The sequence below is a fragment of the Bacillus sp. S71 genome (assembly GCF_016625265.1).
GTDB lineage: Bacteria > Bacillota > Bacilli > Bacillales > Bacillaceae_G > Bacillus_A > Bacillus_A cereus.
Genome location: NZ_JACVUW010000016.1, coordinates 27,534 through 49,813 on the forward strand (window position 1 = coordinate 27,534; position 22,280 = coordinate 49,813).

Sequence of the window (22,280 nt, forward strand, 5' to 3'; positions counted from 1 at the left end):
ATTTAAATGGGGGCTTATGAGATTAATGAACAGTTATTAACGAAAGAAGAGAAAAAAGAATTAACGATAAATAAAAATCAGCAAACAATTAGCAGAAAGAAAGAAGTGTTTCGTAAGTTTATATCGAATCCAATCGCAGTTTTAGGAACAGTGACGTTATTGCTAATTATTGTTTTCTCGCTTATTGGCGAAAGTTTAACTTCATTTACTGCGAGTGAACAAGTAAAAGAGGCAACAAATTTACCGCCGAGTAGTGAACATTGGTTTGGAACAGATGATCTAGGGAGAGATATTTGGGCACGTACTTGGGCTGGTGGGAAAATTTCACTAACAGTTGGATTAGTAGCAGCTGCCCTCGATATAGGTCTTGGTGTACTGATTGGTGGATTTAGTGGATATGTGAGAGGACGTAATCGCCTTGGAACGTTAATTGATGAGTGGATTATAAGAGGAATTGAAGTATTATACGGCATCCCATATTTATTAATTGTTATTTTACTATTAATTGTTATGAAACCAGGTCTTTTCACCATTATTATCGCTCTTGCATTAACGGGATGGATTGGAATGGCTCGTCTCATTCGAGCACAAGTATTGTCTTTAAAACAACGAGAGTTTGTTATTGCAGCAGAGCGATTAGGTACATCACATATGAAAATTATATATGGGCATTTAATTCCGAATTTAACAGGGATTATTATCGTGAATTTATCATTTACAATTCCAGCAGCTATTTTTTCAGAATCATTTTTAAGCTTTATCGGACTAGGAGTGCAATCACCGGCAGCAAGCTGGGGGACGATGACGAATGATGCACTTGGGACATTATTGAGTGGGGAATGGTGGCAGCTATTCTTCCCAGCAATCATGATTGCTCTCATTATGTTCGCATTTAATGCAATTGGTGATGGTTTGCAAGATGCGATTGATCCAAAAATCGTCAAACGAAATCGAAAGGAGAAAAAACATGGCACAAATCTTATCTTTAGAAAACGTAACGTTAGCCGTTGAAAAAGAGAATAGTAAGCAAGCGATTGTGAAACATGTTTCCTTTTCTATTAACGAAGGTGAAATAGTTGCACTTGTAGGAGAAAGTGGTTCGGGAAAAAGTGTCACAGCACAATCCATTATCGGCTTGAATCAAGAATCAATTCATATCGATGATGGGAATATAGCTTTCCAAGCAAAGGAATTAACGAATTTACAAGAGTCAGAATGGAATCAAATTCGCGGAAAAGATATTTCCTTTATATTTCAAGATCCGCTTTCATCTTTAAACCCAACGATGAAGGTAGGCAAACAAATTACAGAAGTAGTTTTGCAACATGGGAAAAAATCGAAAAGAGAAGCGAAGGAAATTGCGATTAACTTGTTAACAGGTTTAGGGATACATGAAGCAGAGAAACGCTTTGAACAGTACCCACATCAATTAAGCGGAGGTATGAGGCAGCGTATTTGTTTAGCAATTGCGTTTGCTTGTCACCCAAAGCTTGTAATTGCAGACGAGCCGACAACAGCGTTAGATGTAACGATTCAGAAACAAATTATGGGGCTATTAAAAGAAAGAAAAGAAAAACAAAATACGAGTATTTTATTAATTACACATGATTTGGCACTTGTACGTGAAGTAGCTGATCGAGTAGTTGTTATGTATGGGGGACGTGTCGTTGAAAAAGGAACGATAGAGGAAGTGATAGGTTCCCCTAAACATCCATACACAAAAAGCTTACTACAAGCAATTCCGAATATGGATGATTCTGAAAAGGTATTACGTGCTATAGAAGGAACGACACCTTCCATTGAAACATTAAATAGCTTTGGTTGTCCTTTTGTAAATCGTTGTCCAGTAGCGATAAAAGAATGTATTCATCGTTTTCCAGAGAGAACCACATATTCTAAGGAGCATAGTTCACATTGTTGGCAACATGTTCTAGAGCATAATAAAGCGAAATCAAAAGAGAAGGTGAATGCCTCATGACGACAGATTTAATTACTATAAAGCAAGTAACGAAAACGTATGGAAGTAAAAGTAAAGAAATCACAGCGTTAAAAGACATATCACTTTCTATTCCGAAAGGAACAACACTTGGCATTATTGGTGAAAGTGGTTCAGGAAAAACAACACTTGGTAAGCTCATAGCTGGGATTGAGAGCCCAACGTCTGGTGAAATTGATTATAACGGTCAAGTCGTTCACAAGTTGAAGGCAGTTCATAAACGTGATTTCTTACAGAAAGTACAGTTTATTTTTCAAGATTCCACAGCAGCATTAAATCCGCGCTGGAAAGTACGCGATAGCGTAACGGAAGGTTATATTTCATTCGGTTTAGGTGATAAAGGATTAAAGGATAAAGTAGCAGGTGATGCGCTAGAACGTGTGGGATTAGATAGACGATATATCGATCGCTATCCGCACGAATTTAGCGGAGGACAACGTCAACGAATTGCTATTGCAAGAGCGTTATTGTGTGAGCCAGAAGTATTGATTCTTGATGAACCAATTTCAGCATTAGATGTTTCATTGCAAATTCAAATTGTACATCTGCTGCAAAAAATTCAAAAGGAACAAGGCTATACATATTTATTTATCGCACATGATTTGCCGATAGTTCACTATTTATGTGAAAAAGTGGCTGTCTTATATAAAGGAGAACTTGTTGAATTTGGAAATACGGACGAAGTGTTCCGTAATCCACAACATTCTTATACAAAAACATTGTTAGCATCAACACCAAAAATTTCGGGTTAAAGGAGAATGTAGGATGAAGAAGTTTTTACTGTTTATCATTATGACTGTTTTAGCGATTACTTCGGTCGCTTGCGGTAAGAAAGAGACGCAAAAGGCGAGTGCTGGTAAGGGAGAAGGCGATCGATTAGTAACGAATATTAGTAGTGATCCATACACACTTGATTCTGCTATTGCAACAGATAGCACGTCAGGTTATATCATTGGGCAGTTGTTTTCAAGTTTATATACGCAAGATAGTGATGGGAAATATCAAAATGAATTAGCAGAGAAAGAAGAAGTAAATGCTGATGGAACTGAATATACAATCCATTTGAAGAAAGATATTAAATGGTCAGATGGTTCTCCTATTACGGCAAATGATTTTGAATTTGCATGGAAGCGATTATTAAATCCGAAAACGGGTTCTATGAATGCGACAGAAATGTATTTCATTAAAGGGGCAGAGGCATATAATACTGGAAAAGGTGAAGAGGGACAAGTTGGTATTCAAGTCGTTGATCCTCAAACATTAAAGGTAACTCTTGAACATCCAGTTGCTTCTATTAAACAGAAATTAGCAAGTTCATTATTTATTCCATTATCTAAAAAATCAATTGATGATAATAATAAATTAAAAACAGATCCAAAAGAGTTAATTACGAATGGACCATTCAAGTTAAAAGAGTGGAAGCATAACCAGGCTATTACAGTACAAAAAAATAAAGAATACTACGATAAAAAGGTAACATTAAAAGAAATTGAGTTTCGTATTATTCCAGACTCTAAAACAGCGTATCAATTATTTAAATCAAAAGAATTAGATTTACTAAGTGGTTTACCACAAGAGATGATTGAAAAAGAAAAAGGAAATAAAGAATATAAACGTGTTGCAGGATTTTCATCTTATATTTATTCGTTTAACGTAGAAAAAGAGCCTTTCACAAATGCGAAAGTACGTAAAGCATTCTCTTTAGCAGTTGATCGTAAGTTTATTGTTGAAAAACTGTATAAAAACAATGCACAAGAAGCAAATGCATTCGTTCCAGAAGGAGCAAAAACACAAAGTGGGCGTGATTTCCGTAAAGAAAAAGGTGGTTACGTTAAATTTGATCCAGCAGAAGCGAAAAAATTATTAGAAGAAGGCATGAAAGAACAAGGCTGGTCTACATTACCTGAAGTAACATTAAAATTCACTACAGATACACAACATAAAAAAGTAGCAGAAGCAATGCAAGAAATGTTTAAGAAAAATCTGGGCGTAGATATTAAATTAGAAAATAAAGAGTGGAAGAGTTACATCGACACATATAAGCAAAGTGATTTCCAATTAGCATATATGGGATGGGGCGGTTCTCTATTAGACCCAATTACTAAATTAGATTTATATGCAGGTGATGGTCCAAACAATTATGCAAAATGGCATAATAAAGAATTTGATGCTTTAGTGAAGGAAGCAGAAGTTGAACAAAATGAAGATAAGCGTTTTGACTTATTGCATAAAGCGGAAGATATTATGTTTACAGATTCACCATTAATCCCAATTATTTTCCCAAGTGCTTCATATTTACAAAAACCATCAGTATCTGGTGTTCAGTTCATTATCGGTTCTAGTCCAGAACTAAGATACGCAAAAATTAAAAAATAAAGAAGTAGGCAATTGCCTACTTCTTTATTTTATTTCTCTTTTATATTCTTTTTTCGTTCCATCAGAGAAGACAACTTCTAAATCGAATTTTTGGTAGTCTTTATCAAGTTTGAACACGTTCACTACTTGATCGATTACTTCTTGTTCAGGAGTATCTTTATCAAATTTTAATTCTTGTAGAAGTGGGCTTAATTTTGTAATAGCCTCGTCACCTGTAAACTTTGCATTTGTTTTATGGTCTTCAAGCTTTGCTTCCATTTTCTTATCAGCGGCTACATTTTTATAATCAGCTTCGTAGTCTTTCTTCGTATCTTGATAGTCTGCATCTAAACTAAATTCATTAAAGTTTAGTTTTAAATCTGCAGGAGCCTCATTTTTTGCTTCTTCAGTCGTCTTTTTATTAGAAGTTGTGTCTTCTTTTGCAGGCGCTTTACATCCTGTTAATGCAGGTACTAGCATAAGAGCTAATAAAACTGATAGTAGAATTCTCATTATAAATTCCTCCTTATGTAAATTCGTTCTATACAAGTTTTTCCCAAAAACATGTAATTATGTATGTGTTGAAAATAAATTATTATCCTGCAGTCACAAGGGCTCATCCGCAATTTAAATCAAAAATGATTTGTATGTATATGGTAAATTGAAGTTGTGAGGGAGGTACTGAAATGCTTTCTAAAACGTATCAAACCATTTCAAGTAACATATGCAGCAAATGGCTATTATACAATAATATTCGGAGGAGTTAGTTTAGAGAGAAATATTATTTCATTATTAGTTATTGTATTGGTTACACAATTAGTAGCAGTGAAGACTTTAGCTATAAAAGGAATGGTAAAGGGAAGAAGAAGCTTTGTAGTTAAAGTTGTATAAAAGTAAAAAGGTATCCTTCGTAGGATACCTTTTTACTTTTGTTATTTTGCAACTTCTGTCCACTTGTAGTTAAATTCACCGCCGAAGTCAGTCGTTACAAGTCCTTTAATGAAAGAGCGTTGTAAGTAAGAACGACCTTGTTGGTATAAAGGAGCGACAGCGCCGTCTTGTAATAGAATTTTTTCAGCTTGCTTCATTGCTTCAAAGCGTGCTTTTTCATCGCCAGCTAAATCTGTTTTCACTTTATGAATTAGCTCATCGTACTCTTTGTTAGAGTATTTATCGAAGTTATAAGCACTATCTGTTGTAAATAAATCTAAGAATGTAATTGGATCAGCGAAGTCAGGGCCCCAGCCGTCAATACCAATTTCATAGTCACCACTTAATAGTAGTTTCAACTGTTGTTTACGTGGTTGTGGTTTTAAATTCACTGTTAATCCATCTAGGTTTTTTTCTAATTCACCTTTTAAATATTCACCAGTCTTTTTAGCTAAAGCATTGTCACTTGTTAATAGTTCGATTGTTACTTTGTCAGTACCAAGTTCTTGTTTTGCTTTTTTCCAGTTTTCTTTCGCTGTTTTCACATCATCCTTGACTAGATTTCCATTTTCTTTACGGAAGTCATTGCCTTCTGGACTCTTTGCAAATTTCGCAGGAACCATTCCTTCAGCTGGAATAGCACCGTTATTTAAAATTGTTTCTACGTAAGCCTTTTTATTCATTGCGCCGTTAATAGCAAGGCGTGCATGTTGATTTTTTAATGTTTCATTTTTCTGATTTAGTCGTAAGAATTGAATGCCGACTTCAGCGCGTTCCTTGAAGTTTGGATCGCTCTTATATTTATCAACAAACTCTGCAGTTAAAGCAACGCGATCAATTTGTCCTGAATCATATAAGTTCACTTCTGTAGACTTATCTTTAACGACATTGAAGTTGATTTCTTCTAATTTTACCGTTGTAGCATCCCAATAGTTAGGGTTTTTCTTCAATTGGAAACTTTGTTCGTGTTTCCAGTTATCTAATGTGAAAGCACCGTTATAAATTAAATGATTTGTTTCTAAACCGTATTTATCGCCCTGAGACTTTAAGTACTCTTCATTAATTGGCAAGAATGTTGAGAATGTCGTTAAGCTTAAGAAGTAAGGAACAGGACGGTCTAGTTGTACTTCTAACGTTTTGTCATCAACAGCTTTGACCCCTAGTTGATCAATTGGTAATTGTTTTTGGTTTATTTGTTTCGCATTCTGTACATCGAAGAATAAGAATGCGTATTCAGCTGCTGTATCAGGATTTACGGCACGTTGCCAAGCAAAGACGAAGTCCTTTGCTGTAACAGGAGTACCGTTTGACCATTTTGAATCACGCAGATGGAATGTATATTTTGTTTTATCGGGACTAATGTCAACCGACTCAGCAACACCAGGAATCGGTTTATTATCTTCTCCCATTGCATATAAACCTTCAAAAACATTGCGCATTACATTCATGGATTCCCCATCCGTTGCTTTTGCAACATCCATTGTTGGAATTTCTGAAGCGAATGATAAGTTAATTGCTTGTTTATCAGGTACTTTATCGTTTGCTTTCGCTCCGCCTGCATTATCTTTATTTCCCCCGCAAGCAGTTAGTAATAGACTTGCCCCTAAAACAGATGCAACAACAGGTACAACTTTTTTCTTCATTGTTCGTTCCTCCCTAAATGTGTTGTTCGTAACGTCATAATGTCCATGTCTTGAAGTAGCTATAGAAGGAGATAGAACCTATTATAAATATTTGTTTATAGGTAATCAGGTGTTCTATATGTATATACATGTTGAGCTATAATCTATCGTTATATGTTTCAACTTAGTAGACATTATATTTTGATGGTGAAATATTTTGTTTCTTTGATTATTTAGAATATTAACACTGGAAAGAACTATATGTCAATAATAAAAATAGAATGTTAATTTCTTAGAATAATATATTAAAAAAGTAGATTCTTTTGTGTGAGAGAACCTACTTTTAATATATTTTGCTAAAAAAACAATTGGTGTGGGCTAATAATAAGTGGGGATGAAGAACCCCCACTTATTACGGTTTTACTTTATTTTTCAATTTTTGCCCACTTGAAGTTTAATTGACCCGCAAAGTCTACTTGCACAATTCCTTTCACATAAGAACGTTCTAAATAAGATTCGCCTTTTTGGTAAAGAGGAGCGATAACAGAGTCTTTAAATAATATTTTCTCGGATTCTAGTAATGCTTCCCAGCGAGCTTTTTCATCACCAGCTAAAGTTGTTTTCACTTTTGCTATTGTTTCATCGAATTCCTTATTAGAGTAATGATCTAAGTTATAAGGGTTATTCGTTGTAAATAGCTCAAGGAATGTAATTGGATCCGCAAAGTCAGGGCTCCAGCCGTCAATTCCGATTTCGTAGTCACCTTTTAATAAAAGCGAAACTTGTTGCTTACGCGGTTGCGGTTTTATATTTACTGTTAATCCATCTAGATTCTTTTCTAGTTGCCCTTTTAAGAATTCACCAGTTTTCTTATCAAGGTCAGTATCACTCGTTAATAATTCTAATGTTATCTTTTCAGAACCAAGCTCTTGTTTAGCTTTTTTCCATAATTCTTGTGCAGATTTTGTATCAACTTTTGTTAAATCGCCGTTTGCAGTACGGAAGTCTTTTCCTTCAGGTCCTTTTGCAAAGTTTTTTGGAACGAGACCAAATGTTGGTGTAGAGCCATCATTTAATAACGTATTTACAAAGGATTTTCTATCAATTGTTTGATCGATTGCTTGGCGTGCAGAAACGTTTTGAAGTACTTTGTTTTGTTGATTCATGCGTAAAAATTGTACGCCTACATTTGGACGTTCTTTAAAGTTAGCATCTTTTTTATATTTATCAACGAAGTCAGATGTTAGTTTTATACGATCTAATTGTTTTGACTCGAATAAATTTACTTCTGTTGATTTTTCTTTTACGACGTTAAAATTGATTTCTTCTAGTTTGACAGTATCTTTATCCCAATAGGTAGGGTTCTTCTTAAATTTAAAGCTTTGTTCGTGCTTCCAATCGCTTAGTGTAAAAGCTCCATTGTACAAGATTGTATTATCTTCTAAAGCGTACTTATCACCTTGTGCTTTAAAGAATTCCTCGTTAATTGGTAGAAATGTTGGGAACGCTGTTAAGCTAATAAAATACGGAACAGGACGCTCCAATTCTACCTCAAACGTATGGTCATCAACTGCTTTTACACCAAGTTGGTCGGCTGGAAGTTCTTTGTTGTTAATTTTTGTTGCATTTTTAATATCAAAGAATAGAAATGCATATTCAGAGGCTGTTGCTGGATCTACGGCACGTTGCCAAGCGAACACAAAATCTTTCGCTGTAACAGGAGTGCCGTTTGACCATTTTGAATCTCGCAAATGGAATGTGTATTTCGTTTTATCGCCACTTACTTCATGAGATTTTGCAACACCAGGAACAGGTTTGTTACCTTCACCAAGATTATACAAACCTTCAAATACGTTTCTCATTACTTGACCAGAATCAGTATCTGTAGCACGAGCCGTATCCATTGTTCGTATTTCAGTAGGTGAAGATAAGTTTAAAACCTGTTTACTAGGTGCCTCGTCTTTTGCATTTGCTCCGCTTGCTTCGTTTTTATAACTACCGCAACCAGTTAATAAAATACTTACTCCTACAACTGATGCAATACCGGGTACAAACTTCTTTTTCATTTGATTTTCCTCCTAAATAATTAAGTTTGGATGATGATGAGGGAAATGAAAAATAAAAAATCCCTCTTTTCATATTGAGAAAGAGGGATTTTTACGTACAAGTTATGCACCCGTATATAAACGAAGTCCCTCATTCTATCTTTCAAGCATAAAGCTTGCAGGAAGTGGCACAGTATTCAAAATGAACCTGCTGCCGAGGTTTCAAAGGGCCAGTCCCTCCACCTCTCTTGATACAATGAGTAAACGAATAAATTTTATTAATTTTTGTGTTTCTTTGATAATTCAAAATCTTACACCTTGAATAATGAAGTGTCAACCAAATGAAATATAGTTTAAATTTTCAGTTTTCTTAAATAGAAAAACCACTGCATATGGCAGTGGTTTTTCTACTAGAAGTTAAAGTTATCTGGATCTGGACCAACGCGACGATCTTCATTTAAAGCTTGAATTGCTTTCATATCATCAGCACTTAATTCAAAGTCGAAGATGTTTGCATTTTCAATAATGCGATGTTCTTTAATTGATTTAGGGATTGTTACAACTTCGTTTTGTAAATCCCAGCGTAAAATAATTTGCGCAGTTGATTTATTATATTTTGTCGCAATTTCTTGTAACGTTGGATTATCTAGTAGTTGTCCTTGCATTAATGGTGACCAAGCTTCAAGCTGGATATTATGTTCTTTACAGAATGCATGTAGCTCTTCTTGTGCTAAACGTGGGTGATATTCCACTTGGTTGACCATTGGCTTAATTTCAGCAATTTCAAATACGTCTTGTAAGTGGTGAATGTGGAAATTACTCACACCGATAGCGCGAACACGGCCATCTTTATAAAGTTTTTCTAATGCTTTCCATGATTCAGTATATTTCCCTTTTACAGGCCAATGTACTAAATATAAATCTAAATATTCTAGACCTAATTTCTCTAATGTAGTTTCAAATGCTTGAAGTGTTGTTTCATATCCTTGATCGCTATTCCATACTTTTGAGGTAATAAATAATTCTTCACGTGAAACACCGGATTCACGAATCGCTTGTCCAACGCCTTCTTCATTTTGATAGATTGCTGCAGTATCGATGCTGCGGTAGCCATTTTTAATTGCTGCTTTTACAGAATCAATTACTTCTGAACCATCTTCTACTTTAAAAACACCTAAACCAAACCAAGGCATTTTTACACCGTTATGTAATGTTGTATAATCTTTTAAACTTGTTAAAATCATATTATTTCCCCCTAGCTTTTTTGTTTGTTGCTTCTACTGCTTTTTGAATTGCCTCTGAAAAATTATATTCGTATAAAGTTTTGAGACCCTCAGCTGTGGAACCACCTGGCGTTGTTACTTGTTCGCGAAGGTTAGCTGGATTTTGCGTTTGTTCAAGCATAGAAGCAGAGCCAGAAATCATTTGAATGACAAGATGTTTTGCGGTTTCTTCATCGACTCCATAACTTTTTGTTGCTTCAATTAAGCTTTCAGCAAAGTAATAAAGGAAGGCTGGTGCACTTCCAGTAACTGCAGTAAGCTGATGAACTTCTTCCTCAGTACAAAGTTGCGAAGTACCAATACCTCTTAAAAGCAGTTGCAGGGTTTCTTGATGCATCTCGGCTACTGATTGTCCTATTGTATATAAGGAGATAGACTTTCCAATTTCAGCAGCTGTATTAGGCATAATCCAAGCAACAGGTGTGCCTTTTGGGAGTCTAGCTTCTAAATAAGATGGTCCAATGCCAGCTGCTACTGTTACGACAAGTTGATTTGATATTAACGGAGATAGCTCAGCTAATAATTCTTCATGAGCAGAAGGTGGCATTGCTAAAACAACCGTATCGACAGATGTAATATGCTGCTTCCAATCCGTTGTAATAGACACATTATATCGCCTTTGTAATTGTTCTAACTTTTCTACGTTGCTTCGGTTAGAGATGATAATTTCTTCGATGTATTCTTTGCTTGTTTTAAGTAATCCGGAAAATATAGCTTCTGCCATACGACCAGCACCAATAAATAAAATTCGATGTTTGTTAGGCATATCCTTTATTCCTTTCTAGTAGAGATATGTTATAAAAACGATATCATCTTTAAGAGAATTTTGTAAAAAGAAAAGACTTACCGTAGATGGAATGGATAATGAGAAGGAGGAAATTCATGGTAAAGGAAAGGGCTATTCCTTATACTGGTGATAGGGAATTTATTACACATCTGGGGAGAGATAAATATGGTTAGAAGTCCACTTTTTTTACTTGTTTCTAGTATTATTTGTGTATTAGTTGGATTGTATATTCAATCGAGTTATATTGAAATTTTCGCATCAATTATGGGAATCATTAATGTTTGGTTATTAGCGAGAGAAAAAGTATCCAACTTTTTATTTGGCATGATTACTGTTGCGGTATTTCTATACATTTTTATTACACAAGGTTTATATGCAATGGCAGTATTAGCCGCTTTTCAATTTATATTTAATGTATATGGTTGGTATTATTGGATTGCACAAAGTGGGGAGGGAGAAGTAAAAGCAACAGTTCGTTTAGATTTGAAAGGGTGGACTTTTTATATAAGTTTTATTTTAGTTGCTTGGATTGGTTGGGGTTATTATCAAGTCCGTTATTTAGATTCAACAAGTCCATATTTAGACGCTTTAAATGCCGTATTGGGACTAGTGGCTCAATTTATGTTAAGTCGAAAAATATTAGAAAACTGGCATTTATGGATTTTATATAACGTAGTTAGCATTGTAATTTATATTTCTACTGGTTTATACGTCATGCTAATATTAGCTATTATTAATCTCTTTATATGTGTAGCTGGTTTGCTAGAGTGGAAGAGCAATTATAAGGGGCAAGAACATACAAATAATTATATCTAGAAAATAATTAGAATTAAAAAACCCCTGAAGTACATATGCTTCAGGGGTTTACTAATAGAATATAAGATTATGCTTTTGTCATACCAAGTAATACAGCGCCGCCGATAATTAAAACACTACCTAGTGCAATAAAGATCAATTGACGTTTTGTTTTCTTTTCACCTAAGAATACAATCGCACCGAATGTTGAGATAACGATTCCAGTTTGAGATAATGGGAAGCTTGTTGCTACTCCAACACGTGGTAATGAAAGAAGTAAGAATAAGTTTCCAGTTCCCCATAGTAAACCAGATAAAGCATTACGGATTGCATATTTGTTAAATGGTTTATGTTTAGATGTCAGTACAACCGCACCAACAAACATACCAACTGCTTGTGGTAAAATAGCAGACCAACCATCGATATTATACCAACGAATAATAATTACATATACAAGATAGCCGAAAGTAGAAACAATTAAAGTAAGAAGTCCTTTTTTCAATTGTCCTGGTGGCTGAGCATTTTCTTTATCATCTAGTGATGTGAATACAACACCAACTACGATTAATAGGATTGCAATCGTTCCCAGAATAATCGTTGTAGTAGTAGTCCACTCACGGAAAGCGATAACCCCAAAGATAGAAGTTGCAACAAGTTGCATACCAGTAGAAATTGTTACGGTAGTTGAAACACCTAGTTTTTCAACTGTTTTTAATTGGTTTACTTGTCCTAAAGCCCAGAATAAACCTGAAATAAACCCAACAATTAAGACTGTCATTGTTAAAGCTGGTTGAGTAAATACATACATAATTGTTGCGAAGAATAGAGCACCGATTGTCATACCTACCGTTTGGCTATATGCACCACCGCCCATTTTTACGCTTACTAATAAGATGTTTCCCCATGCAATTGCAGGAAGAAGCGCTAATAAAATGTCCATTACAAGACTCCCTTCGGTTTGCTATACCAATATAGTTACATATCGTTCTAACGATCGGTAATGCCCCACTAATAGAGTAGAAGATTACCGATCGCTAAAACAGGATGAAGAATTCACGATATAAATGCGTTTTCATTTCTTCATTTTTTGAAACACCTCCATATAATAACAGGAAATTGCCTATTTTAGAAAGTGAATTCAAATAAAATGTATATTTAAATAAGAGGTAAAATTCAGTTATTTCCCGGTGGTATATTTTATTTCCTAAGAAATAAAGAAGCAGCTTCCAAAAAAGCTGCTTTAAGGGTTAGTAATTCTTTTGTTAATAAGCTGAATACATAGCAGAAATAGGAGTGACATACTAATAGTGATAACCACAAGTGTCCAGGCGAGTTGCATATTACTTGCGTCAATGGCCATGTAAATTGCAGTCGGGATTGTCTGTGTTTTACCAGGGATATTCCCGGCAAACATGAGTGTAGCACCAAACTCACCGAGCGCGCGGACAAAGCTCAAAATCATCCCGCTTAGTAATGCAGGAAATGCGAGCGGAAGTGTAACGTGCAGAAAAACTTGATATTCACTTGCGCCAAGGTCACGAGCACTTTCTTCAATTTGTACATTTGCGATAGAAAATCCCGTTTTCGCTGATTGGTACATAAGCGGAAATGCAACAACTGTAGAAGCGATGATCGCAGCGGTAGATGTGAACATAATAGACTGCTGAAATAATGATTCAACCCACCTTCCGATCGGGCTGTTGTTTCCAAAGATGATAATGAGAAAGAAGCCGATAACAGTTGGTGGAAGTACCATTGGTAATAAAAATATGGTTTCTAATAGTACTTTATATCGCCATGAGGAGCGAGCTAGTGCTCGTCCGACAATCGTCCCTAAAATTGTAACGAGAATAGTGGCACACGCAGCTACTCTTAAAGATAGAAAGACAGGCGATATAATAGCATCAATGCTCATAGTAATTACGACAGGACTGTAAATCCATATTTCTTAAAGGTAGATTGTGCATCTTTTGACTGCAAATACTCATAAAATGAATTCGCCTCTTTCTTATGTTTAGATTCTTTTATAACACCTAAAGGATAGTGGATTGGCTCATGAGAAGTAGCTGCTGCTGTCTCACCAATCTTTACTTTATCTGAAATGAGAGCGTCTGTTTTGTATACGATACCAGCATCGACATTCCCTGTTTCTACATATGTTAACACTTGGCGAACATCTTTTGTAAATACGACTTTATTTTGAACATCATTCCAAAGGTTTTCGTGTGTTAGAGAGGCCTTTGCATATTTGCCAGCAGGTACAGATTCAGGTGTACCAAGTGCGATTTTTTTGATTTTCTCATCTTTTAAATCTTGAAATTTTGTAAGAGAACTATCTTTAGGGATGACTAGAACTAGTTCATTTCCAAGAAGATTTTTCCCTTCTTTTTCATTAATGAATCCTTTTTTTACAAGGATTTGGAATTTATCTTCTGCAGCAGAGAAGAATAAATCAGCAGGTGCACCTTGTTTAATTTGTTGTTGAAGTGCTCCAGAAGCACCGAAGTTAAAAGAAAGTTTAATATTTGGTTCTTTTTCTTTATATTGTTTTTCAATTTCTTTTAATGCATCTTGTAAGCTTGCAGCAGCTGAGATAGTAAGTTCAACTGCTTTTCCTTCTTTAGCAGTTGATTTCTCTTTCTTATCTCCGTTTGTACATGCAACACTAAATATAAGAAGAAAAGAAAGTATAAGTGCCCCAATCGAACGTAATGTAAATTTATTCATAAAAAAATCCCCTTTCGTTTTGACACATCTAATTATAACTAAATATAACTAAATATAACTAGTTATAATTGAATATAATTTGAACATATATCTATTTTTAAAAAATAGGAGAAATATTCTTTTCTTTGTTACAATGAAAGGAGAAAGTGAGGAATCGTCTATGGATCATCATTCCTACACAACGGAAGAAGTAGCAAAGCGATTAAAAGTATCAAAATTAACTGTATACGACTTAATTAAAAAAGGAGAACTTCCTTCTTATAGAGTTGGTAGACAGATGCGCATTGATGCAGCAGATTTAGATCAATATATAAAGCAAATGAAAACAGGAAAAGTACAAGTTAATCCTGTAAAAAACGATGGTAGTAGTATCTTGAACACGTGTATTATTAGTGGTCAAGAACTAACGTTAGATATGTTAGCTAAACGTATAGAAAATCGTTTGCCAAGTTCTAATGTTTTAAGAGCGTATCAAGGTAGCTTAACAAGTTTAGTGAAAATGTATCAAGGAGAAGGAAGTATCGTTAGTTTGCATTTGTTTGATGGTGAAACGGGTACATATAATATTCCTTACGTAAAACGTATTTTAGTAGGACAGCCATGTATTATGATTAATTTATTGTCCAGAAATGTAGGGTTTTATGTTCAAAAAGGAAATCCGAAGAAAATAAAGACATGGGCTGACATATCCGGGTCCACTATAAAGTTTGTGAATCGAGAAAAGGGTTCTGGTATTAGAGTGTTAGTGGATGAACAATTACGAATCCAAAAATTAAATAAAGCTGATATTAGTGGATATGAATGGGAAGAATCGAATCATCTTGGTGTTGCCACGCGAGTTGCAAATGGAAAAGCTGATGTAGGAGTAGGTTCAGAAAAGTTTTCGCAAATTGTAAATGTGGACTTTATTCCAATCATGAAAGAACAGTATGATTTAGTAATTTTGAAGAATAAAGAAAATGAAGAGCTGATTGAAGTCGTGAAAGACATTCTGCAATCGGAAGAATTTCATAATGAATTAAATGCGATTGGCGGATATGATATTACGAAAACAGGTCAAATTATATATGAAACAAACTAAAAAGCTGCTTGTCTATAAGACGAGCAGCTTTTTCTATATATAAAGGGGTTTGGGGAAACAAAGTGTTAAACAAGACCTTGAGCAAGTGTATAAATGAAAGCCGTAAGAAGAGTAGCTCCACTTGCAAGTCCGATAAAGTCTGATTTGTTGAAAGTAATGTTGTTCATTATAATCTCTCCTTATTTGTTTAATGTAGTTGCAACAGCTTTTGCATCGACAAGTGCGGATAGCACCATGCCCATTGTATTTAAAAATTTATTTGATTTCATATTGTTCATCATGCGTATCCGCTCCTTTTCGAATTGTTGTTGCCCTGCTTATGTCTTAATTATAGGAAATATGTCCACTTGCAACTATCGAATTAGCTTACGAAAGACTTACACTTTTGTAAGAAAAAAAGACATTCATGTAAGAATGTCTTTCACAGCATATTGATATGATGATGTTCTTCAATTGTTTTTAAAAAACTACGCATTGAATTCGTCATATAGCTATCTTTACGGCGTATGAAAACCGTTGAAATACTGCCGTATTTTTGAGGGATTGCATGACAATGTACCTTACCTGCTTTAGAAAGATGATGGACAGCAGACTGTGGTACGAGTGTAATTCCGAGGCCGAGTGCAACGCTGTTTAATATTGTCTCTAATATATTGAATTCCATAATTCTTTTTGGTAGCAAACCTTCGTCTTTCAGCCATCGTTCTAGTTTGGAACGGTATCCGCATCCTTGGTTAAAAACGAGTAGAGGCGTTGTTGTAAATTCTTCTATATGAAAAGCTTTATTTTGTGTTACAAGCACTAATTTTTCTGTACTAACATCGTATTGTTCGATTAGTGGATGTTTAATAGGACCTGATATAAAGGCACCATCTAATTGATGATCAAGTACTTCTCTAATTAATTCTTCTGTTAGACCCGCTTGTAATGATAAATCGACATTCGGATAGCTTTTATAGTAAGAAGATAAAATGGTAGGTAATGTACTTACTGTTTCTACTGTACCGATTTTTAATATACCGGAGGGTGTTTTACTATCTAAAAATACTTGTTTTAGTTCGTCGACATCTTGCAAAATTTTATTAACATAAACGAGCATTTTTCTTCCTTCAGCTGTTAAAGTCATTCCTCGTTTATGGCGGTAAAAGAGTGGGGTTTTTAATTCGTTTTCTAGTTGTTTAATACGTGCAGTTACATTTGATTGTACATAATTTAATTCCTTTGCTGCGTTACTTACACTACCCTGGTCGGCAACGCTTTTAAAGATTTGTAAGTCTCTTAATTCCATTTTGTAATCCCCCTTGATGTTAACTATCATTATAAATGATAGTTAACATCATTTTGAATCATTTTACGTGATATATTTTTTCTTTTACAATTCTCTTTGTGCAAATAGAAAGAAACGGGGGATTGCGGTGAGAAGAGGTCAAATGATAATAGGGGCTTTAGCGTGTTTAATTGCGAGTATGTCATGGGGAGCGATGTTTCCAGTTGCTGATCATGCGCTAGAATACATAGATCCATTTTATTTTTCGCTTATTCGTTATGGAGCAGTGGCGATAATGCTGATTGTATTGTTGTTAATGAAAGAAGGAAAACAGGCATTTCGTTTAGAGGGAAGAGGAAAGTTACTCGTCTTTTTTGGAACGATGGCATTTACAGTATATAATGTCCTCATATTTTTAGGGCAAATGTTAATGGGTAAGTCGGGTGTAATGGTAGCTTCCATTATGGAATCACTTATGCCGATGATTTCTATTTGTATTTTATGGGGATATAAGCATATAAAACCGAAGAAGTATATGATAACGAGTATGGTTATTGCTTTTGTAGGAGCTGTGTTTGTTATTACAAAAGGTGACATGAGTTTCTTTGTAACATTGAAAGATAATATGTTCTCATTAGCATTTATATTTATTGGTGTTGTAGGCTGGGTTATTTATACGATGGGTGGTCAAACGTGTAGTGATTGGTCAACATTACGTTATTCTACGTTGACGTGTGTATTCGGTACGACTGTTACAGGAATTATAACGGTAATTATTACGTCGCTTGGATATGTTTCAGTTCCTAGTATGGGAACGATTTCTATTGTGAAGTACGATTTGTTATTTATGATGACATTGCCAGGTATTGTAGCGCTACTTGCTTGGAACTATGGTGTGAAAATTTTATCATCCATTAATGGGATTTTATTTATTAATTTTGTACCAATTACGACTTTAGTTATTATGATGATGCAAGGGTATCAGATCACAATGTTTGATATTATAGGGACTGTACTTGTTATTGCAGCGCTTATTCGCAATAACGTTTGTCAGAGAAAAGAAGAAAATATAAATAAGAGAGTTTTACAAGAAGAGCAATTACGTCAAGCTGTTTAATAGGCAAATGGAGGATTTCACATGTTAGAAAGTTTATTGTTTTTCTTCGCCGTCGGAGTTGCCTGTGAGCTTGCAGCAATTAATCGAAATGGTCGTAAAAAGATAAAACAACAAGCTGAGCTGATACAGCTTTTAAAAGAATTGAAAGAAAGAAAAAATTAAAAAGACGACCGGGCATAGACGGTCGTCTTTTTCTATATAAAGGGGAAAGGGGACACAAAGTTATACAAGCGTAGCAGCGTAAATGAAAGCAGTAAGAAGAAGAGAGCCGCTAGCTAATCCTAAAAAATCTAATTTGTTAAAAGTAATGTTATTCATAATACATTCTCCTTACTTGTTTAATGCAGAAGCAACAGCTTTTGCATCGAGAAGAGCCGATAATACCATGCCCATTGTATTTAAGAAATTGTTCGTTTTCATTTTGTTCATCATATTGATCCACTCCTTTTCGAATAATTGTTGCCCTGTTTCTGACTTAATTGTATGAAATATAGTAAGAAGTAACTATCGAATTAGCTTACAAGAAAATTACACTTTTGTAAGAATTGAAATTTAACAATTCATCCTTAATTTTATTACCAACTCCTAAAACTTAGTGTTATAATTATTGTAAGAATATGATTATACTTCGGATGTTTAGAAAGGAACGAAATAAATGTATAAACCAATTACATTTTTGTTGAAATATATATTTAAAACAGCTGGGAAAGTAGAAGTACAAGGAAGAGAAAAGCTACCAGAAGGTGGACCGTATGTTGTTGCATGTACACATACAAGTTTTATGGATGTATTAATGTTAGCTACAGGGATGTATCCAACTCAAATTCATTACATGGCCAAAAAAGAATTATTTGAAGGGAAATTCAAAAATTGGTTCTTTAAAAATGTAAATGCATTCCCTGTAGATCGTGCGAATCCAGGACCAAGTACACTTAAAATTCCATCACGTTTATTAAAAGAAGGAAAGGTAGTAGGGATTTTTCCGAGTGGAACAAGATCAGCGGAAGATGTTTCATTAAAAGCGGGTGCTGTGACAATTGCGATGCGTTCTAATGTTCCGTTAGTACCAGCAGCTTATGTTGGTCCATCAAGTGTAAAAGAATTAATAAAGGGGAAAAAGGCACAATTGATTTTTGGAGATCCAATTCAAATTGAGGCTGGAGAACAAATAGATCGAAAAACCGCTATGAAAATGATGACAGATCAATTAAATGAGAAGTTTGAGGAGTTAAAGGAAGCTTTGCAATCAAATCAAAAATAAGAAAAGACGACCGGGCATAGACGGTCGTCTTTTCTATTACTATTTATAATAAAGGGGAAAGGGGACACAAAGTTATACAAGCGTAGCGGCGTAAATAAAAGCAGTAAGAAGAAGCGAGCCACTAGCTAGTCCTAAAAAATCTAATTTGTTAAAAGTGATGTTATTCATAATATATTCTCCTTACTTGTTTAATGTAGAAGCAACAGCTTTTGCGTCGATAAGAGCGGAAAATACCATGCCCATTGTATTTAAGAAATTGTTCGTTTTCATTTTGTTCAGCATATTAATCCGCTCCTTTTCGAATAGTTGTTACCCTGTTTCTGACTCCATTGTATGAAATGTTGCGGAAAGTAACTATCGAATTAGCTTACAGAAAAATTACACTTTTGTAAGAGAAACGAATGAAGGTGTAATGATAAGAAGATTTGACATATGTTCATGAGATTCATTAAGTTAAAGGTAGAGGTGAGTGTATGGCTAATATTAAAGATATTGCAAAGATGGCGGGAGTTTCAGTTACGACTGTTTCGAGAGTGTTGAATGATCACCCATATGTAAGTGAAGAAAAAAGGAAAGCGGTTATAGAGATAGTTGAGAAATTGAATTACTCGCAAAACGCAAATGCTGTTCATTTATCAAAAGGAAAAACGAATATTGTTGGTGTGATTTTACCGTATATTAATCATCCGTGTTTTGATGCGATGGTGAGCGGAATGATGGAGACTGCGTTAGCGCATAATTACAGGGTGCTACTTTGCCAAACGAATTATAATAAAAAAGAAGAAATGAAAAGTTTACATATGTTAAAAACAAAACAATTGGATGGTCTTATTATTTGTTCACGTGCAAATGATTGGGAAACGATAGAACCGTATGCTTCTTACGGCGCAATAATTGCTTGTGAAGACAATGATATTTCAAACATCTCAAGTGTATATACGAATCATTCAGCGGCCTTTCAATTAGGAATGGATTATTTGATTGAGAAAGGTTATAAAAAAATTGGTTATTGCACGGGAAGGAAATTAGGGCCAAGTAGCCAAAAACGTTTTGATGTTTATAAACAGCAATTGCAATCTATAGACGAAGAGGTTAATGAAGAATGGATTTTTACAGAATGTTTTACACTAGAAGATGGTGTAAAAGTGGCTCATAAGTTAAAAGAGATGCAGAATCTTCCTGAAGCATTAATAGTAGCAGGTGATGAAGTTGCGATTGGGGTTATGACAGAGGTTGAAAAATTAGGGATTCAAGTTCCTGAGGATTTAGCGATTATTGGCTTTGATAATCAACCTATCTCGCAAGTGTTACAATTGACAACTATTGATCAAAATTTAAAGGAGATAGGGAAAACTGCTTTTGAAATGTTGCATAGAAAAGTGAATGACGAGAGTTCTGAACAAGAAAAGCTGGAAATTCCATACGAACTTGTGGAACGCTCTACAGTTTAATCGTAATCCGTTATGTGTATAATCGCATAACGGATTATTTTTTTGAAATATCTTTGACAGGAAACGCGTTTCATACTTTATAAAGGAGTTAAACCGGTCTGTAATAATCCATGGATTCTTTTCAAGTGTTAATGCAGTGAATAGAATTTGGAGGAATATGCATGAATGAACTTTTATCGAGTATGAAAAAGTATGTAGATGATGATGAAAAGATTCTGGCTTTTGTGGTAGGGATATTTGAGAAGGATAATTTTATATTATCGTATCAACATGGGGTTTTTGTTGCCACTACTAGACGTCTCCTTTTTTACGGGAAATTTCCGTACTATTCTTCAACATTTAAAGAGTATTCATATTTGCATATAGATAGCATAGATTTTCATCCGTATTTTGAATTTACTTGTAGTCATGAAACCATTCGCGCTAAGTATATTCAGAAAGGGAATGTGGAGCGATTTGTCCGTGCAGTTAGAGCAAATATGAATAATTAATCAACCCTCTGTTTAAACATAATATTTCAATTTTTAAGAGGGAAAATGCGGAATAAAAACCACTTCTAAACCTCTAGGAGATAGTGATACAATGTCAAATGGGGGGAGGGTATGAACTATGGTTAATCAACGTATAAAGGAAATAACACTAATTACAATTGGTTCATTATTATTCGCAATTGGTATTAATTACTTTGCAATTCCAAACCGTTTATCGGAAGGTGGAATTATTGGTTTAACGGTTGTTACGTACTACTTATTTGATTGGTCACCAGGAATTGTGAACTTTGCTATAAATGCAATTTTACTAGCTGTTGGTTATAAATTTTTTGATAAGAAAACAATGATTTATACAATTTTAGGGATTGTAGAAACATCTTTGTTTTTATACGTTACAGAACATATTGAGTATCATGTAAATAGTGATACATTATTAGCAGCTTTATTTGCTGGTTTATTTGTGGGCATTGGATTAGGCTGTATGTTCAAAGCCGGAGGTACATCGGGAGGATCAGCAATCTTAGCTCAGTTAGCAAATCAATATTTAGGTTGGAGTGTAGGTAAAGGCGTACTAATTATTGATATTGTTGTAATTGCTGGTTCTGTATTTATAATAGGGCAAGAAAAGGCGATGTATACACTTGTGGCTGTGTTCATTGGAGCGAAGGTGATTGATTTCATTGTAGAAGGAATGGACACAAAAACGGCTGTTACGATTATTTCGAATCAACCAGATTTAATTCGTGAAGCTATTACGAAAAATATGACACGCGGTGTTACTGTATTAGAAGGGCGCGGCGGATATACTGGTAAAAATAAAGAAGTTTTATATGTTGTTATTAATAAACAAGAGCTTGTTAAGTTAAAACAAGTTATTAGCCGGGTAGATGAAGATGCTTTCGTTGTTATACATGATGTACGTGATGTACTTGGCGGTGGCTTTAAAGCAAGCTAAAAGGTGAACGAGTAAATTCGTTCACCTTTTTTAATTCTTACAAAAATGTAAGTGTAATGTAATGAGATTCAATAGTAGATTTTATTCCCCCTTTTTAAAATGGATGTATATATATCC

The 22,280-nt window shown here is 34.7% G+C and carries 24 protein-coding genes, 1 pseudogene and 1 riboswitch; of the genes and pseudogenes, 13 read left to right on the top strand and 12 right to left on the bottom strand.

Annotated features, from left to right (window positions below; genetic code table 11):
* The first annotated feature begins 6 nt into the window (after positions 1 to 6).
* From IBT51_RS23880 to IBT51_RS23895, 4 genes are read left to right on the top strand one after another with little or no spacing between them, the layout of a single operon-like run.
* A complete protein-coding gene (locus tag IBT51_RS23880; RefSeq protein WP_016083992.1) occupies positions 7 to 1,011 on the top strand; it encodes an ABC transporter permease in 1,005 nt (334 codons plus the stop codon).
* Positions 968 to 1,978: an ABC transporter ATP-binding protein gene (locus tag IBT51_RS23885; RefSeq protein ID WP_053565432.1), complete on the top strand. Its 1,011-nt coding sequence runs from the start codon at positions 968 to 970 to the stop codon at positions 1,976 to 1,978. Before IBT51_RS23880 ends, IBT51_RS23885 begins: the two co-directional genes overlap by 44 nt.
* Entirely contained in the window at positions 1,975 to 2,748 is a 774-nt protein-coding gene (locus IBT51_RS23890) for an ABC transporter ATP-binding protein (RefSeq protein WP_200458791.1), read from the top strand. Before IBT51_RS23885 ends, IBT51_RS23890 begins: the two co-directional genes overlap by 4 nt.
* 13 nt (positions 2,749 to 2,761) lie before the next feature.
* Positions 2,762 to 4,372, top strand: coding sequence for a peptide ABC transporter substrate-binding protein (locus tag IBT51_RS23895; RefSeq protein ID WP_064531597.1), 1,611 nt, complete (start codon positions 2,762 to 2,764; stop codon positions 4,370 to 4,372).
* Between the two features lie 24 nt (positions 4,373 to 4,396).
* On the opposite strand, the gene IBT51_RS23900 is transcribed toward IBT51_RS23895, so the two are convergent.
* Complete coding sequence (locus IBT51_RS23900; protein WP_065212378.1) at positions 4,397 to 4,864, bottom strand: YusW family protein; 468 nt, start codon at positions 4,862 to 4,864, stop codon at positions 4,397 to 4,399.
* A gap of 173 nt (positions 4,865 to 5,037) precedes the next feature.
* On the opposite strand from IBT51_RS23900, the pseudogene IBT51_RS23905 reads away from it, so the two are divergent.
* Positions 5,038 to 5,242, top strand: a pseudogene (locus IBT51_RS23905) (hypothetical protein).
* Positions 5,243 to 5,283: 41 nt separating this feature from the next.
* Here the strand turns inward: IBT51_RS23905 and IBT51_RS23910 are convergent.
* The 4 genes from IBT51_RS23910 to proC all read right to left on the bottom strand — a co-directional run bounded on the left by IBT51_RS23910 (position 5,284) and on the right by proC (position 10,997).
* The gene (locus tag IBT51_RS23910; protein WP_200458792.1) at positions 5,284 to 6,924 is read right to left on the bottom strand and encodes a peptide ABC transporter substrate-binding protein; all 1,641 of its coding nucleotides are present in this window, start codon (positions 6,922 to 6,924) and stop codon (positions 5,284 to 5,286) included.
* Between the two features lie 404 nt (positions 6,925 to 7,328).
* On the bottom strand, positions 7,329 to 8,969 hold the full coding sequence (locus IBT51_RS23915; RefSeq protein WP_200458793.1) for a peptide ABC transporter substrate-binding protein: 1,641 nt from the start codon (positions 8,967 to 8,969) through the stop codon (positions 7,329 to 7,331).
* Between the two features lie 132 nt (positions 8,970 to 9,101).
* Positions 9,102 to 9,206: riboswitch (SAM riboswitch) on the bottom strand.
* Positions 9,207 to 9,358: 152 nt separating this feature from the next.
* The gene (locus IBT51_RS23920; protein WP_000604196.1) at positions 9,359 to 10,192 is read right to left on the bottom strand and encodes an aldo/keto reductase; all 834 of its coding nucleotides are present in this window, start codon (positions 10,190 to 10,192) and stop codon (positions 9,359 to 9,361) included.
* A gap of 1 nt (position 10,193) precedes the next feature.
* Complete coding sequence (gene proC / locus IBT51_RS23925) at positions 10,194 to 10,997, bottom strand: pyrroline-5-carboxylate reductase (protein ID WP_053565425.1); 804 nt, start codon at positions 10,995 to 10,997, stop codon at positions 10,194 to 10,196.
* A 186-nt stretch (positions 10,998 to 11,183) separates the two neighbouring features.
* On the opposite strand from proC, the gene pnuC reads away from it, so the two are divergent.
* The gene (gene pnuC / locus IBT51_RS23930) at positions 11,184 to 11,834 is read left to right on the top strand and encodes a nicotinamide riboside transporter PnuC (RefSeq protein ID WP_053565424.1); all 651 of its coding nucleotides are present in this window, start codon (positions 11,184 to 11,186) and stop codon (positions 11,832 to 11,834) included.
* Positions 11,835 to 11,901: 67 nt separating this feature from the next.
* Here the strand turns inward: pnuC and IBT51_RS23935 are convergent, their stop codons facing one another.
* The 3 genes from IBT51_RS23935 to modA all read right to left on the bottom strand — a co-directional run bounded on the left by IBT51_RS23935 (position 11,902) and on the right by modA (position 14,540).
* Positions 11,902 to 12,753 carry a GRP family sugar transporter gene (locus IBT51_RS23935; RefSeq protein ID WP_000353546.1) on the bottom strand — a complete coding sequence of 284 codons (852 nt, stop codon included), beginning with the start codon at positions 12,751 to 12,753 and terminating at the stop codon, positions 11,902 to 11,904.
* Positions 12,754 to 13,053: 300 nt separating this feature from the next.
* Positions 13,054 to 13,728 carry a molybdate ABC transporter permease subunit gene (modB, locus tag IBT51_RS23940; RefSeq protein WP_002152004.1) on the bottom strand — a complete coding sequence of 225 codons (675 nt, stop codon included), beginning with the start codon at positions 13,726 to 13,728 and terminating at the stop codon, positions 13,054 to 13,056.
* 5 nt (positions 13,729 to 13,733) lie between these two features.
* The gene (gene modA, locus IBT51_RS23945; RefSeq protein ID WP_200458794.1) at positions 13,734 to 14,540 is read right to left on the bottom strand and encodes a molybdate ABC transporter substrate-binding protein; all 807 of its coding nucleotides are present in this window, start codon (positions 14,538 to 14,540) and stop codon (positions 13,734 to 13,736) included.
* 160 nt (positions 14,541 to 14,700) lie between these two features.
* On the opposite strand from modA, the gene IBT51_RS23950 reads away from it, so the two are divergent.
* Positions 14,701 to 15,621 carry a substrate-binding domain-containing protein gene (locus tag IBT51_RS23950; protein WP_071731307.1) on the top strand — a complete coding sequence of 307 codons (921 nt, stop codon included), beginning with the start codon at positions 14,701 to 14,703 and terminating at the stop codon, positions 15,619 to 15,621.
* Positions 15,622 to 15,686: 65 nt separating this feature from the next.
* Here the strand turns inward: IBT51_RS23950 and IBT51_RS23955 are convergent, their stop codons facing one another.
* Positions 15,687 to 15,788, bottom strand: coding sequence for a DUF3948 family protein (locus IBT51_RS23955; RefSeq protein WP_001060018.1), 102 nt, complete (start codon positions 15,786 to 15,788; stop codon positions 15,687 to 15,689).
* Between the two features lie 254 nt (positions 15,789 to 16,042).
* Positions 16,043 to 16,909: a LysR family transcriptional regulator gene (locus IBT51_RS23960; RefSeq protein ID WP_200458795.1), complete on the bottom strand. Its 867-nt coding sequence runs from the start codon at positions 16,907 to 16,909 to the stop codon at positions 16,043 to 16,045.
* A 127-nt stretch (positions 16,910 to 17,036) separates the two neighbouring features.
* Between IBT51_RS23960 and IBT51_RS23965 the strand changes: the two genes are divergently transcribed.
* Together IBT51_RS23965 and IBT51_RS23970 are read left to right on the top strand one after the other, a co-directional pair.
* On the top strand, positions 17,037 to 18,005 hold the full coding sequence (locus IBT51_RS23965) for a DMT family transporter (protein WP_002004285.1): 969 nt from the start codon (positions 17,037 to 17,039) through the stop codon (positions 18,003 to 18,005).
* A 21-nt stretch (positions 18,006 to 18,026) separates the two neighbouring features.
* Positions 18,027 to 18,167 carry a YrzO family protein gene (locus tag IBT51_RS23970; protein WP_000894065.1) on the top strand — a complete coding sequence of 47 codons (141 nt, stop codon included), beginning with the start codon at positions 18,027 to 18,029 and terminating at the stop codon, positions 18,165 to 18,167.
* 60 nt (positions 18,168 to 18,227) lie between these two features.
* Here IBT51_RS23970 and IBT51_RS23975 read toward each other — a convergent pair whose 3' ends face one another.
* On the bottom strand, positions 18,228 to 18,323 hold the full coding sequence (locus IBT51_RS23975) for a DUF3948 family protein (RefSeq protein ID WP_001060007.1): 96 nt from the start codon (positions 18,321 to 18,323) through the stop codon (positions 18,228 to 18,230).
* A 337-nt stretch (positions 18,324 to 18,660) separates the two neighbouring features.
* Here IBT51_RS23975 and IBT51_RS23980 point away from each other — a divergent pair, with 337 nt between their 5' ends.
* Positions 18,661 to 19,266, top strand: coding sequence for a lysophospholipid acyltransferase family protein (locus tag IBT51_RS23980; protein ID WP_000277778.1), 606 nt, complete (start codon positions 18,661 to 18,663; stop codon positions 19,264 to 19,266).
* Between the two features lie 72 nt (positions 19,267 to 19,338).
* Here IBT51_RS23980 and IBT51_RS23985 read toward each other — a convergent pair whose 3' ends face one another.
* The gene (locus IBT51_RS23985; RefSeq protein WP_001060007.1) at positions 19,339 to 19,434 is read right to left on the bottom strand and encodes a DUF3948 family protein; all 96 of its coding nucleotides are present in this window, start codon (positions 19,432 to 19,434) and stop codon (positions 19,339 to 19,341) included.
* Between the two features lie 305 nt (positions 19,435 to 19,739).
* On the opposite strand from IBT51_RS23985, the gene IBT51_RS23990 reads away from it, so the two are divergent.
* The 3 genes from IBT51_RS23990 to IBT51_RS24000 all read left to right on the top strand — a co-directional run bounded on the left by IBT51_RS23990 (position 19,740) and on the right by IBT51_RS24000 (position 22,163).
* Entirely contained in the window at positions 19,740 to 20,717 is a 978-nt protein-coding gene (locus IBT51_RS23990) for a LacI family DNA-binding transcriptional regulator (RefSeq protein ID WP_200458796.1), read from the top strand.
* A 161-nt stretch (positions 20,718 to 20,878) separates the two neighbouring features.
* On the top strand, positions 20,879 to 21,208 hold the full coding sequence (locus IBT51_RS23995) for a PH domain-containing protein (RefSeq protein ID WP_001004245.1): 330 nt from the start codon (positions 20,879 to 20,881) through the stop codon (positions 21,206 to 21,208).
* A gap of 118 nt (positions 21,209 to 21,326) precedes the next feature.
* Positions 21,327 to 22,163, top strand: a complete 837-nt coding sequence (locus tag IBT51_RS24000) for a YitT family protein (protein ID WP_000248045.1) — start codon at positions 21,327 to 21,329, stop codon at positions 22,161 to 22,163.
* Positions 22,164 to 22,280 lie beyond the last annotated feature (117 nt).

Coding starts and splice junctions, on each gene's coding strand:
- IBT51_RS23880 (WP_016083992.1), top strand. CDS start 7: ATGGGGGCTTATGAGATTAATGAACAGTTATTAACGAAAGAAGAGAAA.
- IBT51_RS23885 (WP_053565432.1), top strand. CDS start 968: ATGGCACAAATCTTATCTTTAGAAAACGTAACGTTAGCCGTTGAAAAA.
- IBT51_RS23890 (WP_200458791.1), top strand. CDS start 1,975: ATGACGACAGATTTAATTACTATAAAGCAAGTAACGAAAACGTATGGA.
- IBT51_RS23895 (WP_064531597.1), top strand. CDS start 2,762: ATGAAGAAGTTTTTACTGTTTATCATTATGACTGTTTTAGCGATTACT.
- IBT51_RS23900 (WP_065212378.1), bottom strand. CDS start 4,864: ATGAGAATTCTACTATCAGTTTTATTAGCTCTTATGCTAGTACCTGCA.
- IBT51_RS23910 (WP_200458792.1), bottom strand. CDS start 6,924: ATGAAGAAAAAAGTTGTACCTGTTGTTGCATCTGTTTTAGGGGCAAGT.
- IBT51_RS23915 (WP_200458793.1), bottom strand. CDS start 8,969: ATGAAAAAGAAGTTTGTACCCGGTATTGCATCAGTTGTAGGAGTAAGT.
- IBT51_RS23920 (WP_000604196.1), bottom strand. CDS start 10,192: ATGATTTTAACAAGTTTAAAAGATTATACAACATTACATAACGGTGTA.
- proC (WP_053565425.1), bottom strand. CDS start 10,997: ATGCCTAACAAACATCGAATTTTATTTATTGGTGCTGGTCGTATGGCA.
- pnuC (WP_053565424.1), top strand. CDS start 11,184: ATGGTTAGAAGTCCACTTTTTTTACTTGTTTCTAGTATTATTTGTGTA.
- IBT51_RS23935 (WP_000353546.1), bottom strand. CDS start 12,753: ATGGACATTTTATTAGCGCTTCTTCCTGCAATTGCATGGGGAAACATC.
- modB (WP_002152004.1), bottom strand. CDS start 13,728: ATGAGCATTGATGCTATTATATCGCCTGTCTTTCTATCTTTAAGAGTA.
- modA (WP_200458794.1), bottom strand. CDS start 14,540: ATGAATAAATTTACATTACGTTCGATTGGGGCACTTATACTTTCTTTT.
- IBT51_RS23950 (WP_071731307.1), top strand. CDS start 14,701: ATGGATCATCATTCCTACACAACGGAAGAAGTAGCAAAGCGATTAAAA.
- IBT51_RS23955 (WP_001060018.1), bottom strand. CDS start 15,788: ATGAACAACATTACTTTCAACAAATCAGACTTTATCGGACTTGCAAGT.
- IBT51_RS23960 (WP_200458795.1), bottom strand. CDS start 16,909: ATGGAATTAAGAGACTTACAAATCTTTAAAAGCGTTGCCGACCAGGGT.
- IBT51_RS23970 (WP_000894065.1), top strand. CDS start 18,027: ATGTTAGAAAGTTTATTGTTTTTCTTCGCCGTCGGAGTTGCCTGTGAG.
- IBT51_RS23975 (WP_001060007.1), bottom strand. CDS start 18,323: ATGAATAACATTACTTTTAACAAATTAGATTTTTTAGGATTAGCTAGC.
- IBT51_RS23980 (WP_000277778.1), top strand. CDS start 18,661: ATGTATAAACCAATTACATTTTTGTTGAAATATATATTTAAAACAGCT.
- IBT51_RS23985 (WP_001060007.1), bottom strand. CDS start 19,434: ATGAATAACATCACTTTTAACAAATTAGATTTTTTAGGACTAGCTAGT.
- IBT51_RS23990 (WP_200458796.1), top strand. CDS start 19,740: ATGGCTAATATTAAAGATATTGCAAAGATGGCGGGAGTTTCAGTTACG.
- IBT51_RS23995 (WP_001004245.1), top strand. CDS start 20,879: ATGAATGAACTTTTATCGAGTATGAAAAAGTATGTAGATGATGATGAA.
- IBT51_RS24000 (WP_000248045.1), top strand. CDS start 21,327: ATGGTTAATCAACGTATAAAGGAAATAACACTAATTACAATTGGTTCA.